At 50.0% G+C, this 15,579-nt stretch carries 13 protein-coding genes and 1 riboswitch; of the genes, 9 read left to right on the top strand and 4 right to left on the bottom strand.

What is annotated here, in order from left to right; all coding sequences use genetic code 11:
* Positions 1-50: 50 nt before the first annotated feature.
* The 3 genes from ACFVRY_RS11190 to ACFVRY_RS11180 all read right to left on the bottom strand — a co-directional run bounded on the left by ACFVRY_RS11190 (position 51) and on the right by ACFVRY_RS11180 (position 3,194).
* Positions 51-2,507, bottom strand: coding sequence for a heavy metal translocating P-type ATPase (locus ACFVRY_RS11190; protein WP_387500160.1), 2,457 nt, complete (start codon positions 2,505-2,507; stop codon positions 51-53).
* Positions 2,508-2,623: 116 nt separating this feature from the next.
* The gene (gene copZ / locus ACFVRY_RS11185; RefSeq protein ID WP_379467112.1) at positions 2,624-2,824 is read right to left on the bottom strand and encodes a copper chaperone CopZ; all 201 of its coding nucleotides are present in this window, start codon (positions 2,822-2,824) and stop codon (positions 2,624-2,626) included.
* Positions 2,825-2,840: 16 nt separating this feature from the next.
* Positions 2,841-3,194: a metal-sensitive transcriptional regulator gene (locus ACFVRY_RS11180; protein ID WP_387500486.1), complete on the bottom strand. Its 354-nt coding sequence runs from the start codon at positions 3,192-3,194 to the stop codon at positions 2,841-2,843.
* Positions 3,195-3,478: 284 nt separating this feature from the next.
* Here ACFVRY_RS11180 and ACFVRY_RS11175 point away from each other — a divergent pair, with 284 nt between their 5' ends.
* The 8 genes from ACFVRY_RS11175 to ACFVRY_RS11140 all read left to right on the top strand — a co-directional run bounded on the left by ACFVRY_RS11175 (position 3,479) and on the right by ACFVRY_RS11140 (position 11,776).
* Complete coding sequence (locus tag ACFVRY_RS11175; protein ID WP_387500158.1) at positions 3,479-5,350, top strand: bifunctional diguanylate cyclase/phosphohydrolase; 1,872 nt, start codon at positions 3,479-3,481, stop codon at positions 5,348-5,350.
* 198 nt (positions 5,351-5,548) lie between these two features.
* A complete protein-coding gene (locus ACFVRY_RS11170) occupies positions 5,549-7,069 on the top strand; it encodes an MDR family MFS transporter (RefSeq protein WP_387500156.1) in 1,521 nt (506 codons plus the stop codon).
* Positions 7,070-7,072: 3 nt separating this feature from the next.
* On the top strand, positions 7,073-7,639 hold the full coding sequence (locus ACFVRY_RS11165; RefSeq protein WP_387500153.1) for a PadR family transcriptional regulator: 567 nt from the start codon (positions 7,073-7,075) through the stop codon (positions 7,637-7,639).
* Positions 7,640-8,085: 446 nt separating this feature from the next.
* The gene (locus ACFVRY_RS11160; protein WP_387500150.1) at positions 8,086-9,327 is read left to right on the top strand and encodes a hypothetical protein; all 1,242 of its coding nucleotides are present in this window, start codon (positions 8,086-8,088) and stop codon (positions 9,325-9,327) included.
* A gap of 3 nt (positions 9,328-9,330) precedes the next feature.
* The gene (gene sipW, locus ACFVRY_RS11155) at positions 9,331-9,918 is read left to right on the top strand and encodes a signal peptidase I SipW (protein ID WP_387500148.1); all 588 of its coding nucleotides are present in this window, start codon (positions 9,331-9,333) and stop codon (positions 9,916-9,918) included.
* Positions 9,919-10,011: 93 nt separating this feature from the next.
* Positions 10,012-10,605 carry a TasA family protein gene (locus ACFVRY_RS11150; protein ID WP_387500146.1) on the top strand — a complete coding sequence of 198 codons (594 nt, stop codon included), beginning with the start codon at positions 10,012-10,014 and terminating at the stop codon, positions 10,603-10,605.
* 71 nt (positions 10,606-10,676) lie between these two features.
* Positions 10,677-11,264, top strand: a complete 588-nt coding sequence (locus ACFVRY_RS11145; protein ID WP_387500144.1) for a TasA family protein — start codon at positions 10,677-10,679, stop codon at positions 11,262-11,264.
* 182 nt (positions 11,265-11,446) lie between these two features.
* Positions 11,447-11,776, top strand: a complete 330-nt coding sequence (locus ACFVRY_RS11140; protein ID WP_387500485.1) for a helix-turn-helix domain-containing protein — start codon at positions 11,447-11,449, stop codon at positions 11,774-11,776.
* Positions 11,777-11,882: 106 nt separating this feature from the next.
* Here the strand turns inward: ACFVRY_RS11140 and ACFVRY_RS11135 are convergent, their stop codons facing one another.
* A complete protein-coding gene (locus ACFVRY_RS11135) occupies positions 11,883-12,035 on the bottom strand; it encodes an anti-repressor SinI family protein (protein WP_387500142.1) in 153 nt (50 codons plus the stop codon).
* Between the two features lie 27 nt (positions 12,036-12,062).
* A riboswitch (cyclic di-GMP riboswitch) is annotated at positions 12,063-12,147 on the bottom strand.
* A gap of 518 nt (positions 12,148-12,665) precedes the next feature.
* Between ACFVRY_RS11135 and ACFVRY_RS11130 the strand changes: the two genes are divergently transcribed.
* A complete protein-coding gene (locus ACFVRY_RS11130) occupies positions 12,666-15,539 on the top strand; it encodes a 2-oxoglutarate dehydrogenase E1 component (protein ID WP_387500140.1) in 2,874 nt (957 codons plus the stop codon).
* Positions 15,540-15,579: the final 40 nt, after the last annotated feature.

Here is a 15,579-nt window from a genome sequence, read left to right as displayed (position 1 = left end):
CTAAAGAATTCACAGTTCCCCTGTCGACAGAAATCAGATCTATATTCCCTTTACAGCTTCACCCGCTGCAGCCGTAGTGCATTCAGCACAACGGATACAGAGCTGAATGCCATCGCTGCTCCCGCAAGCCATGGAGCCAGGAAGCCCAGGGCTGCGATTGGTATACCGATGGTATTGTAGGCCAGCGCCCAAAACAGATTCTGCTTGATATTCCGCATCGTCTTGCGGCTCATCTCAATCGCATCCGGAATGCTCTTCAGATCGCCGCGCATCAGCGTGATATCCGCGGCTTCCATCGCCACGTCCGTCCCGGTGCCGACCGCCATGCCTGTGTCGGCTGTCGCCAGCGCTGGCGCATCGTTGATGCCGTCGCCGACCATCGCCACCTTGGTTCCGCCCGCTTGCAGCTTGCGAACCTCCTCAGCCTTGCCCTCCGGCAAGACCTCGGCCAGCACCTTCGTGATCCCGGCCTGCTGCGCAATGGCCTCGGCAGTGATCTTGTTGTCACCTGTAATCATGACAACTTGGATACCCATCTTGTGCAGCGCGGCTACGGCTGCCCGCGAAGTCTCCTTAATCGTGTCGGCCACCGCGACGACCCCAACTACGGCCTTCTCGACAGCGACCAGCATCGCTGTCTTCCCTTCCTGCTCCAGCCCTGTCATAATCGCCGTCCAGGCCGCAATATCCAGACCTGCCTCTTCCATCATCCGGCGTGTACCAACCTTCACTGCTTTTGCATTCACCACAGCCGATATACCCCGGCCAGGTATATTATTGAATTGTCCCGCTTCGGGCAGGGTCAGCCCTCTGTCCACAGCTCCGGCAACAATCGCCTCCGCAAGCGGATGCTCCGACAGCTTTTCCGCAGCGGCGGTCAATGCCAACAGCTCATTCTCGGCTGCTGCTTTGTCATCCCCCGCAGCACCCGCGGTAATAATAACATCCGTTAGCACAGGTTTGCCGTTGGTTACAGTCCCTGTCTTATCCAAAACAACGACCTGAATGCCTTGCGCGGCTTCCAGATGCTCGCCGCCCTTGAACAGAATGCCCAGTTCCGCTGCGCGGCCCGATCCCGCCATAATTGAAGTTGGCGTTGCCAGCCCCAAAGCACACGGACAGGCAATCACCAGCACGGCGATCGCTTTCTCCAGCGCTTCCGCGAACTGACCAGGGGCAACCCCGAAATACCAGATCAGGAAGGTTAATACAGCAATCCCGACCACAATTGGTACGAAGATACCTGAAATGACATCAGCAATCCGCTGGATGGGTGCTTTGGAGCCTTGTGCTTCTTCCACGACCCTGATAATCTGTGCAAGCGCAGTGTCCCGGCCTACCCGGCTGGCTTTCACTCGCAGCATCCCGTTCTTGTTAATCGTTGCGCCAATTACAGTATCCCCAGGTTTCTTTTCTACCGGGATACTCTCACCTGTCAACATGGATTCATCGACAGATGACAGTCCCTCCACAACCTCGCCATCCACTGGTACTTTCGTGCCTGGCTTGACCAATACGATATCGCCAGGAACTACCTCTTCCACAGGGATGCTGATCTCAGTCCCGTTCCGAATGACGAGCGCTGTCTTCGCCTGCAGACCCATAAGGCTCTTGATCGCATCCGAAGAGCGGCCCTTGGCCAACGCCTCGAACCACTTCCCGACCAGAATCAACGTGATTAGAACCGCACTCGTCTCATAGTACATTTCCACCGTATGTTCCATGCCCGACATGTTAAGCGAATCAATTGTCAGGTACAAGCTGTAGAAATAGGCAGCCGAAGTTCCAAGTGCCACCAGCACGTCCATGTTGGCACTGCCATTGCGCAGCGCCTTATAAGCACCAACGTAGAACTGCCAACCGATAATGAATTGTACCGGAGTAGCCAGTATCAGTTGGAACCACGGATTCATGAACAAATCAGGAGTAGGAATCCAGGTAGTGAAGGAAAAATGTCCAGCCATAGCCCATAAAAGCGGTAATGACAGGATTGCGGAGATGATCCACTTGTTCCGCTTATGCTTAATCTCTGCTCCACGCCGATCAACATTGTCTTTGTGATCCTGCTTGAGCGTAGCTTTATATCCGATACTGCTGACCTTCTCCATGATCTCACGGGTCCCGATATCGCCCGGAGTGTATTCAACATGCGCGGTTTCCAGCGCCAGATTCACATTCACGGAAGCAATCCCCGGCATCTTCCCGAGCACCTTCTCTATGCGTGCCGAACAAGCTGCACAGGTCATTCCCGAGATATCAAAATCCGCGGATTCTTTTACAGTATCATAGCCTAATGCACGTATCTTCTCTTCGATCTCAGGCAGCCCGGCCACCTTCGGATCAAACCCCACGGTAGCTTGCTCCAGCGCTAAATTAACATTGGCCCGGGAGACGCCCTCCATCTTGGACAACCCTTTCTCAATCCGGGTTGCGCAAGCCGAACAGGTCATCCCTGTAATTTGCAGAGTCGTCTGCTTCTCTTCCTGTGCCGCTGCGGTATTCCCCATATTCCCCACTCCTTTTATACCCCGAGGGGGTATAATTATCTTCAAAAGAAAAGGCTTTGGCGCCTCGGGAACCAAAAAGGTCCGCACCGCTCCAAGCCTTATTACTGTGCTTCAAGTTAAACTACATCATACCCTTGATCTTCGATAGCTTCCTTGATCGCGCTGAGGCTTACCTTGTTCTCATCGAATTCAACGGCTACTGTCTTTGCTGGCAAATCTACTTTCGCAGAAGCACCAAGACTCGATACAGCCTTCTCTACAGAATTCACACAGTGACCGCAAGACATTCCTTCAACATTAAGTACAGCATTTGACATGATAATTCCTCCTTAATTATTTCATTAATTTATTAACAGTCACCAGCAGCTCATCGATGACCTCATGCTCACCGGCTTCGATCCGTTCGATAATACAGCTCTTCATATGGCCTTCGAGCAGCAACCGTCCCACGCTGTTGAGTGCCGATTGAACTGCAGCCAGTTGATTAAGTACATCATCACAATAGGTGTCGCGGTCAATCATTCCTTTGATCCCACGAACCTGGCCTTCAATTCGGTTGAGCCGTGTGGTCAGTAGGTTCTTGAAATCCGCAGAGTGATGACTCTTACGCACGCCGGAATCGGACGTCCCGCATTCATCGTCGCAGGTATGCCCTGCCCGTTCTTTGTCATTAACAGACACATGCATCAACCTCCTTGACCCCACTATAATATACCCCCCATGGGTATGTCAAGATGGACCAGAGAAATTAATTCATTCCATCTTTCCGGTTAAATGATGTTGAAAATGAGTAAAATTAATTGTTTTTTGTTATAAAATAGCAGGAATTTAGCCCATGGAAGCGAATTCAATTAGAATTATACCCTTTTTTATCCAGAATCAACCTTTGCATCCCTGTACCTAGAAAATTTGGGGAATTCCCCTTAAACTAATGGAACATCATGACATTGCTCGAGAGGAGAGGGTCCACCTTGCCCAACCGTACATTAAACTTTTTCAGGCGAAATATAGGCCAGCTGTATGCACTGATCATATGCCTGGTTGGCTTTAGCCTCTTTGCCATCTATAATCAGGACGCCTTCCTGCATTATGCTGCTTCAGGCTGGGTCTGGATCTGCGTCATGTCGGCAGCCGCCGTAATCCTGACTGTGTTCACCTTCCAGCTTCCTCCACAGGGGAATGGTTTATCCCTGGACTCTTCGGTGTATCTGGCCTGCATCTTTCTTTTCGGCCCTTCATTCTCATTGACGGTACTGCTACTCTCTTCTCTGATCTCTTTCTTTCTGGAGCGGAATAAAGTTTGGTGGAAGCAGCTCAATAATTTTGCAATCTATTCCATCATGATCTGTACGTCTTCACTAACCTTTGCGGCGTTTGGCGGGAAGGAAGGCCCTCTGCTGAGCCATCACTTGTACGCCTATGCCGGGAGTATGGCTGTATATTTTATCTTAAACACACTATTAATTGGACTTTACTATTACGTGGTCTTCCACGAAAATCTGTATGAAACGCTCAAGGGGATGCTCAGAGATACCCTCCTAGCCTATCTTAGTACGCTGGTGCTTTCACTTGTGTTGACTATTCTGGTGTCCCATAACCAATTTGTTGGGTTGGCACTGTTCCTATGTCTAAGTGTGCTACTCTCCTATTCATTCAAGCAATTGTTCGCGATGTACCGCAGCATTGAGGAACGCGCCAACCGGGATCAGCGGACTGGATTGTTCAACCACAGTTATTTTGAGACAGCACTGGAAGAGGCTATGCGTAAGTCTAAAGCTGACGGTTATGCGCTTTCCTTGGCCATGATCGACATTGACGATTTCAAGAAATACAATGATCATTTCGGTCATTTGAAGGGAGATGGGCTGATCGTCTTCCTCGCAGAGCTGCTGAAAAAAGAGTCCAAGGGGACGGAAATTATCGTTTCCCGTTATGGCGGCGAGGAATTCACACTGCTCCTGCCCGCACATGATACAGTACAGGCCAAGCAGTTCATCGAACGACTGCGCAGGACGCTTAACCGATCCCCTTTCGAAGGTGTCGAGATTTTTCCGCAAGGTTGCCTCTCCTTCTCTGCAGGCATCGCTGGCTACAAGCCAGATGTGCACGAGAAGTCGGAGCTTGTGGAACATGCGGATCAGGCATTGTATTATGCCAAGAAGCAGGGAAAGAATCTGGTCCATGTTTATGGCAATCAGTCGCCTTTGGAACGCGAGATTGATTTCAGCCAGGATGTGCGGGACATCGAACAGCAGCTTAACCTGTTCATGTACAAGGATTTGGAGACCTTCAAGCATTCCAAGCGAGTGTTTCAATACGCCTTGGATATCAGCGGACTGCTCAATCTGGACAACCTCACCAAACGCCAGTTCACGCTGGGCGCGCTGATTCATGATATCGGAAAACTAGAAATTCCTTGGGGCATCCTTAACAAGAAGGATAAACTCGCGCCCGAAGAATGGGAAATGGTGAAGTGGCATGTCACCTGGGGCAAGAAGATGGCAATGACCAATGAGAAGTTCAAGGATCTGGCGCCCTACATCGAGCTGCATCATGAACGGTACGATGGACGAGGATATCCTTACGGATTCAAAGGCGAGGAAATTCCACGCCTGTGCCGGATGCTGACCATCATCGACTCTTTTGACGCTATGACTACCGAACGGGCCTACCAGCCTACAAAATCTATAGCAGAGGCCATTGTGGAACTACGCGCCTGCGCGGGAAGCCAGTTCGATCCGCAGTTAACTGAGTTCTTCATCAACTATATCGAATCCAGGGCTTTTCCATCAGAAGACACTGCTACGCAGATGTCATTGCAAGGCTCCTCCTTAACCCACTAAGCCCATATCCATATACTAGCATCTATAGAAAAGCACCGCTTTCGGTGCTTTTTTTCTTTGATTACATTCTCCAGGCGCTGTCCAGAATAATTGTAAAAAGAAATTTATATATTGCCACCCTATTCAAATTTGAATATAATATCCATGTTTCCTGTATTCTAAAGTCGATAATCTTATTAAAAAAAGGAGCCTGTACGCATGCATTCCAAAGAAAGTAATCTTAAACTAGTAGTTGTTGGCCTGCTGCTCGGTATATTGATGTCTGCAATGGACAATACCATAGTAGCTTCAGCGATGGGCACCATCGTTGCCGACTTGGGCGGGCTGGATAAAATCGTATGGGTCACCTCTGCCTACATGGTCATGGTTATGGCCGGTACCCCGATCTTCGGCAAGCTCTCCGATATGTATGGCCGCAAACGGTTTTTCATGTTCGGACTCATTGTCTTCCTAATAGGCTCGGCGCTGTGCGGAACAGCGACCACTATTACTCAGCTCAGCATTTACCGCGCGATTCAGGGAATCGGTGGCGGGGCACTGATGCCAATTGCTTTTACCATTGTTTTTGACATCTTCCCGCCAGAAAAAAGAGGCAAACTCACCGGACTGTTCGGGGCCGTCTTCGGTATCTCCAGTGTACTGGGTCCGTTGCTGGGCGCATATATCACCGATTATGTAGGCTGGCAGTGGGTATTCTACATCAACCTTCCGCTGGGTATTGTCGCCATCTTCCTGATTGCTACGTCATACAAAGAGTCTATTACCCACTCCAAGCAGCGTATTGACTGGGGCGGAGCTTTCACACTGGTGGCATCCATCATCTGCCTTATGTTCGCGCTGGAACTGGGCGGCAATCAATATGCGTGGGACTCCCCGATGATCCTGGGATTGTTCGCAGGCTTCGCAGTTCTCCTGATCTCATTCATTTTCATCGAACGTGTAGCTGCAGAGCCGGTCATCTCGTTCGCCATGTTTGGTAAACGATTGTTCGCGACAAGTAGCATCACCGCCTTCTTCTACGGTTCAGCCTTTATTGTAGCCACTATCTATATCCCGATCTTCGTCCAGGGCGTATTTGGCGGTTCGGCTACCAATTCCGGACTGATTCTGATGCCGATGATGATTGGTTCCGTTCTCGGCAGCCAAACTGGGGGTATGCTAGCGGCCAAAACCAGCTTCCGCAACATTATGATGCTATCGGCGGTCTGCTTCGTAGCCGGGGTGTTCACGCTGACCACCTTGTCCCCGGATACTTCCCGTCTGCTGCTCAATGTATTCATGGCCTTGACTGGCTTCGGCGTCGGCTTTTCTTTCTCGGTCCTAAGCATGGCTTCCATCCATAACTTCGGAATGCGCGAACGCGGTTCAGCCACTTCCACCAACACATTTATGCGTTCTCTAGGGATGACGCTTGGGATTACTATCTTCGGGATTATTCAGCGCAACAGCTTTACGAATAGCTTAACTGAAGCCTTCGGCGCTGGTGGCCAAACATCGGCGTTCGGTGATCCACGTGCTGCTTTGACTCCGGAAGCCAGAGCGAAGATTCCAGCGCCGGTTCTGGAAAAAATATCAGCTGCGCTATCCACTTCCATTGCGGATACCTTCCTGTGGGCCTTGGTGCCCGCTGTACTTGCTCTGGTCTTCGTACTGCTGATGCCAGGTGACCGCCTGCTGATTCCGGGTAAGTCAGCACAGACGTCCCCCTCCAAGAGGTAAGCCATGTCCATCAAACTTGCAGTTCTCGGCTTGCTTCTGGAACGGAATATGCACCCGTATGAGATCACTTTGGTAATGAAGGACCGCCGAATGGACCAGATTATGAAGCTGCAGATGGGATCGCTCTATTATGCTGTGGACAAGATGTCGAAAGATGGCCTGATTGAAGCGGTAGAAGTGATCAGCAGCAAGGACAGACCAGACAAGACGATTTACAGTATCACCGACAAGGGCAAGAATACATTCGAGCAGCTCATCCTGCAGCAGATCAAGAAGAATGAACCTGTCTTCCATCCGCTGTACATTCCACTCGCCCTCTCCCGCTATGTAGATCAGGGAAAGCTGGCAGAGCTGTTGAACGAACGCGTCCTGAAAGCAGAACATGATGTCAATCTGGCCTATCAGATTTATGAAGAGCATATCTCGCTCGTGCCCCGTTCTGTGCTGCATGTAATGTATGGCAGGTACGAGCATTGTCTTACCGAACTAAAGTGGCTTAAGCGTCTTTATGCAGATGTGCTGGCCAACAAACTAAGCGATACCGGAACACCACTGGATACAGAGGCCTGAGGGCCTCTGTTTTTTTGTTTGCACTAACCAATACCACACAGGTCTTTGACCGCAAAAGGGAGGGAACTTTCTCTATACCACTCGCGTTATTGCCCCTACTCTAATGGTCCAAACATAACGAACCGGTACACATTTAATGTGTACCGGTTATTATTGCGTAATTAGGCATGTAATATCGTTCTTTATTACGAATTTTATTAGAAAACAAGCGATATATAGAGTATTTATTAGAAAATAAGAACTTTTAGTTCTTTATAAAGCACAAATCAATGAAATCAGCGGTTTTCTTTTTCCTAGTGCCCGTGTATGATTTGGTTATCACATTGTTCTTAATAAAGAACGAATATAGCGAACCGGTATCCCGGTAAGACATGAGAGGAGGTATTCCTCTGTATCCTAGATCAGCTCGCCAACGAAAAAGAAAAACGAAGCATATCGGTCTGCGAATGCTGCAATCCGGCATGGCCATATCGGTTCTTTTCCTCTATACGTCCAATCAGATCGGCAGCACTTATGGTGAATTTAACACTTCGAAGCAGCAGAACACCACAATAGAGCTGTGCAAAGTATTCCCCGGCCAGATTGAGAAACTACTGCAGGAATTAGGCGGCCACATTAAACGGATTAATGAGCTCACAGCTTCGCTGAGCACCCACTCTGTCACGCTGGCTTCGGGAGGCTCCGCAGCGGTCGAAAGCTTGTCGCTGGAAGATCTTGATCATGCCGCGCAGGAAACATCACAGCAGATTGCGGCGGCTACCGATGAGATCGGTGTACTGGAGGGCCAGCTCAGCTTCAATGCAGGGGTATGGTTAGAGATTATGCAGGAAGTTGCAAGCACGGCCCGAATTCTGTCCCAGATCGGAGGGTATATGATCAACTTCGAACCCAACTGTCTGGAAATCCGCGATGCCCAATTCTTCGAGGAGTTCCAAAGTAGCCTTAGTCAAAGCAGCGTGCTATCCGAGTCTCTTGTGACTACCTTGAACGGAATTCTGAATTATCTCGTCTCGATTCATGAGATCGGTGGTTCACTTCCTCCGGAAAGTCCTGTTACAGCCCTGCTGGAACCAAATCTCCCAGCCTTCCTGACACAAGAACCCATCCTGACGTTCATGGCCAGAGCCTATGTTCCCCAAGCCGAAGTCTCCACGGAATTACGATCTGCCTATGAACAGATGAATATTGAGATGAACGAGGCCAAACGTTCGCTCACCAGTGAGATTGATAACCTGAAGGGTCAGCAGAACCAGATCTCCGAGGCAAAAGCCAAACTACTGGAGCAGGCCCGCAAGGAGGAAGAAGAACGGCAAGCACAGGAGAAGAAGCAGCAGGAAGAAGCTGCCGAGAAAGCCAAGGAAAAGGCAGGCAAGCCAGATAAGGATGCACCTAAGCCGGAAACGCCTCCGGCCGGGGAGCCCGATCCTGATGGCAAGAACAACGGGACGGACGAACCAGCGGCATCAGCTTCTCCAGCGCAGGCAGTGACTCCTGAGCCTGCCAAGCCTGTAGACTCCCTGGACGGAGAGCCTGTCCCTGTCACCACACCGGGGGAAACGCCAAGCGGACAGCCGTCTGCTGAGCCGTTACCTTCGGCAACAACTCTGCCTGTGACAAGTCCGATCCCTGCGGTAACTCCAGCACCCTCTGCTTCTCCAGAACCAGATTCCATTAAAGGCGGCGATTAAGAAATGCTTATCAAAAAAATCATTGGCAACACGATAACCACCCTGATGCTTATCGTGTTCCTGGTGGTAGTCGTAGCAGTTGTAGTCTCCAAAGCCTCCGGCGGCGAACCTGCCTTCTTCGGCTACCAAATCAAGACGGTCCTATCCGGCTCTATGGAACCGGGGATCCATACTGGCTCCATTATTGCGCTCAAACCCGGTGGTGATATGACCCGCTTCCAGAAAGGCGATGTCATTACCTTCATGAATCCAGAGAACATTCTGATTACCCACCGTATCGTGGATGCCAGCATGAATAGCGCAATCGGCGAGGCCAGCTACACAACCAAAGGCGATAACAATAACGCCGCCGACATGTCACCGGTCAGTTCGACCAACGTGATCGGAGAGTATACCGGCTTTACCGTTCCATATGTTGGTTATGCCATGAACTTCGCAGTCTCCAAGGCAGGTAGCGTGCTGCTAATGATCGTGCCAGGACTTCTGCTCCTGATGTACGCGCTGTACAGCACCTGGAAAGCCATCACCGCTCTAGAGAAGAAGAACAGTTCGCCTGCCGCTGCTGAGCCACTACCGGATACCTTACATTAATAGGATTGTAATCTCCCGTTTACGAAACGTGGAGCAACAATATACATGACGCAAAGTCAAAAACAAAAAAAGATTGAGAGAGGGATGAAATTAATGAATATTAAAAAAACACTGAGGCTGGGCGTTGTCTCAGCAGCGCTTGGATTGACTTTGGTCGGCGGAGGAACCTTCGCATATTTCAGCGATACCGCGCAAAGCTCCGCTTCTTTTCAAAACGGAACATTGAGCCTGGATTCTGATCCCTCTGTGATCGTGGACCTTACCAATCTCAAACCGGGTGATATCATCACCAGAGACTTCCAGCTGAAGAATAGTGGCTCACTTGATATTTCCCAAGTGCTGCTGAAGACGGCAGCTCAGGTTATAGATGTGAACAATGACAATGGAACTCATAATTTGAAAGATGACATTGTGGTCACCTTCTTGGTTAATAAAGACAAGATATCTTCTCCGGTCCTTGTTAAAAAATTGTCTGAGCTGGAAAGTCTGTCACCAGACCTTGTAAAAGCAGGCATCCTTGGTTCAGTTTTCGGGGAAAAATCAGGGATCAAGGCAGGAACTCTAGATAAGCTGTCCGTTCAGTTTGCCTTTGTCGACAACTTCCAGCCACAGAACTACTACCAGGGGGATAGCCTGAAATTGAATTGGACCTTCGAGGCCAAACAAGGCGCTGGCGAATACAAATAAGCCGTCTGATCTAAATTCAGTATCCATTTTGTCTACCATTTTATTAACCATATAAGAGGAGGAATTTAATCATGGGTATCAAAAAAACATTGGGTCTTGGTGTAGCCTCAGCAGCTTTGGGATTGTCTTTAATCGGGGGCGGCACCTTCGCTTACTTCAGCGATACAGCGGAAAGCACAGCAACTTTCGCTGCTGGCACGCTCGATCTGAATACTAATCCTACCCAAAATGTGAACCTGAGCAATCTGAAACCAGGTGACATCGCTGTCCGCAGCTTCACTCTACAGAACAACGGCACACTTGACATTAAGGAATTGAAGCTGGCTACAGCGTATAATGTTACGGATGCTAACACCAACAATGGCTCAGAGGATCTCGGTGCACACTTTAAAGTAAAACTCCTTGACAGCAGCTATACTAGTGGTCCGATTACTGGCCATGTCGTTGGCGAAGCAACACTCAAGGATTTGCAGAGCAATCCGGGCTACGATCTGGTAGCTAACGCCTTCCCAGGTGGCATCTCCGCAGCCCAATCCAAGACGCTCAAGTTAGCCTTTGAGTTTGTTGAGAACAATCAGGATCAAAACATCTTCCAAGGCGACAAACTGGACGTGACTTTGACCTTCAACGCCAAGCAAGGCGCTGGCGAATTTAAATAAACCTGTTCTTATAAAAAATACCGGCATCTCTTAGACCCTTAATCGGGCTGGGGCATGCCGGTTTTTGATCCAGTCCCCTCCCTCTTTCTCCTCTGAACAGCAATGTGTCTTTGTCCGTTTCAAGGAAATTTGTTATACTTATACAAAAAGTACGGAGGGGCGTTGTCATCGTGCCTGATAATATGGGAGGACGTATCCATGAACTCCGGGTCGAGAAGGGCTTATCCTTATCCGAGCTTGCGGACAAGGCGGATGTGGCCAAGTCGTACCTGAGTAATGTTGAAAGAAATATTCAGTCCAACCCCTCTATCCAATTCATTGAGAAAATTGCCGACGCGCTCCAAGTCTCTATTCACGTGTTGCTATATGGAGATCTCTCCGACACGGAAGATACGCCTCTGGATTCGGAATGGTTCCGGCTCGTGCAAGAGGCAATGAGCTCCGGCATCAGCAAGCGGGAGTTCAAGGAATTTCTGGATTATCAAAAATGGCGTCTTGAACAAAAGGATTAATGATTCCGGCCCTGAGCGCTTCAATGCCTTGGAGACCCATCATATAGAGAAGGGCACAGCATATGCTGTGCCCTTCTCTATATGTATCCTGTTATGATTCAAGCTGCTAAATTGCCTTTAAAGCCTTTTCATTAAAGAAACGGCGAATCTCCTCCGCCTTGATGCCCGCCTTCTTGGCACTCAGCAGCAAATATACCCATTCTAAATCCAGATCGACTGTCTGTAGTTCTCCGTTGCTCCCCTGGTTGGACTTATCCAAAAAATCTCCTCCTAAGATTTCTCGTCCCCAGGCAGTCCGGCCGTCTTAGTATTTCTACCTTAGACCCGAGACTTTGTGCCCCTGTCTTTCAACAGGTTTACCCTTTACTGGACCCTTTACATGAAAGGATCTGGCTAGAAATTATTATTAAAAACCTTACTGCAATAACATTATACAAGAAATAATCGGAAAAGTGTGTCGTTTTCTGGAAATTTCTAAGGAGACAAATGTAAAAAGTTTAGCTCGTTTGGACTAATACCTGTCCAATCTGAAACTATCTGTACGAAATGTAAAATTTTAAATTCATGAATAAATATACTAATCCATACGAACTATATAAAGTTATTAACCAAAATTCAAATCCTCTAAACAGCTTTTCCTGTCAATTCAAGGTCTATAGCATCATTTTACTAGTTCCGACCTCTTAGACTAATCTATTTATGGCGCTATGGCATCAATGACCGGGCTGAACCATACCGTTTTGCGATTGGATTGGACGAAAGTATGAATTGATTAAGGCCACCGAAAGTAGCACAATAGAAAGGAAATGAAAACGCAACCATCACAGCTCCGAACAAGGCCCATACCAGCGCCCCGCGTTTGGAGTTCATCCGTTAGGAGGATGTATTCATGGCAGCCAAAGAGCCCTACAATGAATCTGTTTGGAGCAAATATTACGGTCCCAATCTGGGCTACATTCAAGAGAAGTATGAGCAGTTTGTGAAAGACCCCTCCTCAATTGAAAATAATTACCGTGAACTTTTTACTGTTTATGGCCCGCCTCCCCTGGCGCCGGATGCCGAACCAGCTCCGCAGCCTATCGTCTCGGGAGATGCCGTTTGGCTTCGCAAGGCTGTTAAAGCCTCCAAGCTAATCGCTAACATTCGTATATATGGCCATTTGGCCGCCAATATTGACCCGCTGGAGCGGGATCACAACCCTATGATAAAATGGCTGAATCACGAAACGTATGAACTTACGCGTGAGGACCTCATGGCCCTCCCTGCTTCGCTGATTTGGGAGAATGTACCGGATAATATTCAAACCGCTTGGGACGCTGTTCACCGGATGCGCCAAGCCTATACACAAACTATCGCCTACGAATTTGGTCATGTGCATGATGAACAGGAACTTCGCTGGTTGAACAGCCAGGCAGAGTCCGTTAACTCACCTGCTCCACTAAATACCGCTGAACGCAAGGAATTGCTGAGCCGGTTGATTCAAGTGGAACAGTTCGAGACCTTCCTGCACAAGACTTTCGTGGGCCAAAAGCGTTTCAGCCTAGAGGGCAACGATGCCCTTGTACCGATGCTGGACGAAATCGTACGCGCGGCCGCGCATGAAGGTGCAGAGCATATCCTGATGGGTATGGCCCACCGCGGACGTTTGAATGTACTGGCTCATATCCTCGGCAAGCCTTATGACATCATTTTCTCCGAGTTCCATCATTCGCCGAACAAGGAGCTATTCCCTTCGGAAGGGTCCATGGGCATTAACTACGGCTGGACCGGAGACGTGAAGTACCATCTAGGTGCTGATCGCGCTGTACGCGAGGGCGAAACCGTCCGCACTAGGCTGACGCTGGCGAACAATCCGAGCCACTTGGAGTTTGTTAATCCTGTCGTAGAAGGATTCGCTCGTGCAGCTCAGGAGGAGCGAATCCTACCAGGCCTGCCGAAGCTCGACACGAACAAGGCGATAGCCGTGCTGATGCACGGAGATGCTGCCTTCCCGGGTGAAGGCATTGTGGCCGAGACGCTGAATATCGGCAAGCTGGACGGGTATACGAATGGCGGAACGATTCATATTATCGTCAACAACCGCATCGGCTTCACCACCGAAAGCGAGGACTCCCGGTCGACGCATTATGCCAGTGACTTGGCCAAAGGCTATGAAATCCCTATCGTACATGTCAATGCTGATGATCCGGAAGCCTGTGTAGCGGCTGTTCGTCTGGCCAGCGCTTATCGCAATAAGTACAAAAAGGATTTCGTCATTGATCTGATCGGCTACCGCCGCCACGGTCATAATGAGATGGATGATCCGGAAACAACCCAGCCGATCGTCTACGGCAAGGTCCGCAATCACCCGACAGTTCACAGAATCTATGCCGAACGCCTCCGTCAGGAGAAAGTCGTCACAGATGAAGATGTGAAGCAAATGAATGCCGATGCAGAGAGCATCTTGCAGCAGGCTTATGATAATATGAAAGAAGGCAAACATAAGAGCGCGGACAGTAAGACTTCCGTACCCGTGAAAACGGAGGACAGCCCTAGCAAATCGACTGCTGTCTCCCTGGGTGCGCTCCAACAAATCAACCGTGAGCTACTTAGTGTTCCTGATGGCTTCACCGTCTATCCGAAGCTGCAACGCATTCTGCAGCGCCGCAAAGACGCACTGAATGACGGCGAGAAAGTGGATTGGGCACTGGCAGAAAGCCTGGCCTTCGCTACCATTATCAGAGACGGGACACCGATCCGTTTGAGCGGCCAGGATGCACAGCGAGGTACTTTCGCGCATCGTCACCTTGTCCTGCATGACAGCGAGACCGGAGAACTGTTCTCTCCGCTACATCAAATAAGCGATGCTAAAGCTTCCTTCGGTGTGTACAACAGTCCATTGTCGGAAGCCTCAGTGCTTGGCTTCGAGTACGGGTACAATGTATTTGCGCCTGAGACGTTTGTGATCTGGGAAGCCCAATACGGCGACTTCGCCAATGCTGGTCAGGTTATCATCGACCAGTTCATCTCGGCTGGCCGGGCGAAATGGACGCAGCGCAGCAATCTTGTCATGCTACTGCCGCACGGCTACGAAGGCCAGGGACCGGAGCATTCCAGCGGCAGACTGGAACGCTACCTGCAACTGTCTGCGGAAGAGAACTGGACCGTGGCGAATCTGACTTCAGCATCCCAGTATTTCCACCTGCTACGCCGCCAGGCTTCTCTGTGCGGCAAGGCGGAAGCCCGGCCGCTCGTCATCATGGCGCCGAAGAGCCTGATCCGCAACCCGCGCAGCACTTCTGCCGGAACCGAACTGGCTTCAGGTCAGTTCCACACCGTACTGCCTGAGCCATTGCTCGGCCAGAACCCATCTGAAGTGAAACGTCTCGTGGTTTGCAGCGGCAAGGTCGCCATTGACCTGCAAGCCGAACTGGAAGCTGCGACTGCGAAGGGCAAGGAATGGTCCTGGCTGCACATCCTGCGGCTGGAGCAGCTCTACCCGTTCCCAGAGCAGGAACTGGCCGCTCACCTGAGTACCTTCCGCTCTCTGGAAGAAATCGTCTGGGTGCAGGAAGAACCGAAGAATATGGGTTCCTGGAGCTTCACTGAGCCGCGTCTGCGTGCCATCGCTCCCGAGAATACCAAGATCAAGTATATTGGCCGTCCGGAGCGTTCCAGCCCGGCAAGCGGCTACGCAGATGTTCACACCTACGAGCAACGTAGAATTGTTACGGAAGCCCTAAAATTGAATTCGCAAGTACAAACGGCTGTACCGTCCTCCTAAGAGGATGGTGTCACTATAGCGTAAACTATAAAGTTTGGGG

The organism is Paenibacillus sp. NPDC057934, from assembly GCF_042887565.1.
Lineage (GTDB): Bacteria > Bacillota > Bacilli > Paenibacillales > Paenibacillaceae > Paenibacillus_AQ.
The sequence above is the reverse complement of the archived record's forward strand: the minus strand, read 5'-3'. Positions and strand labels throughout refer to the sequence as shown.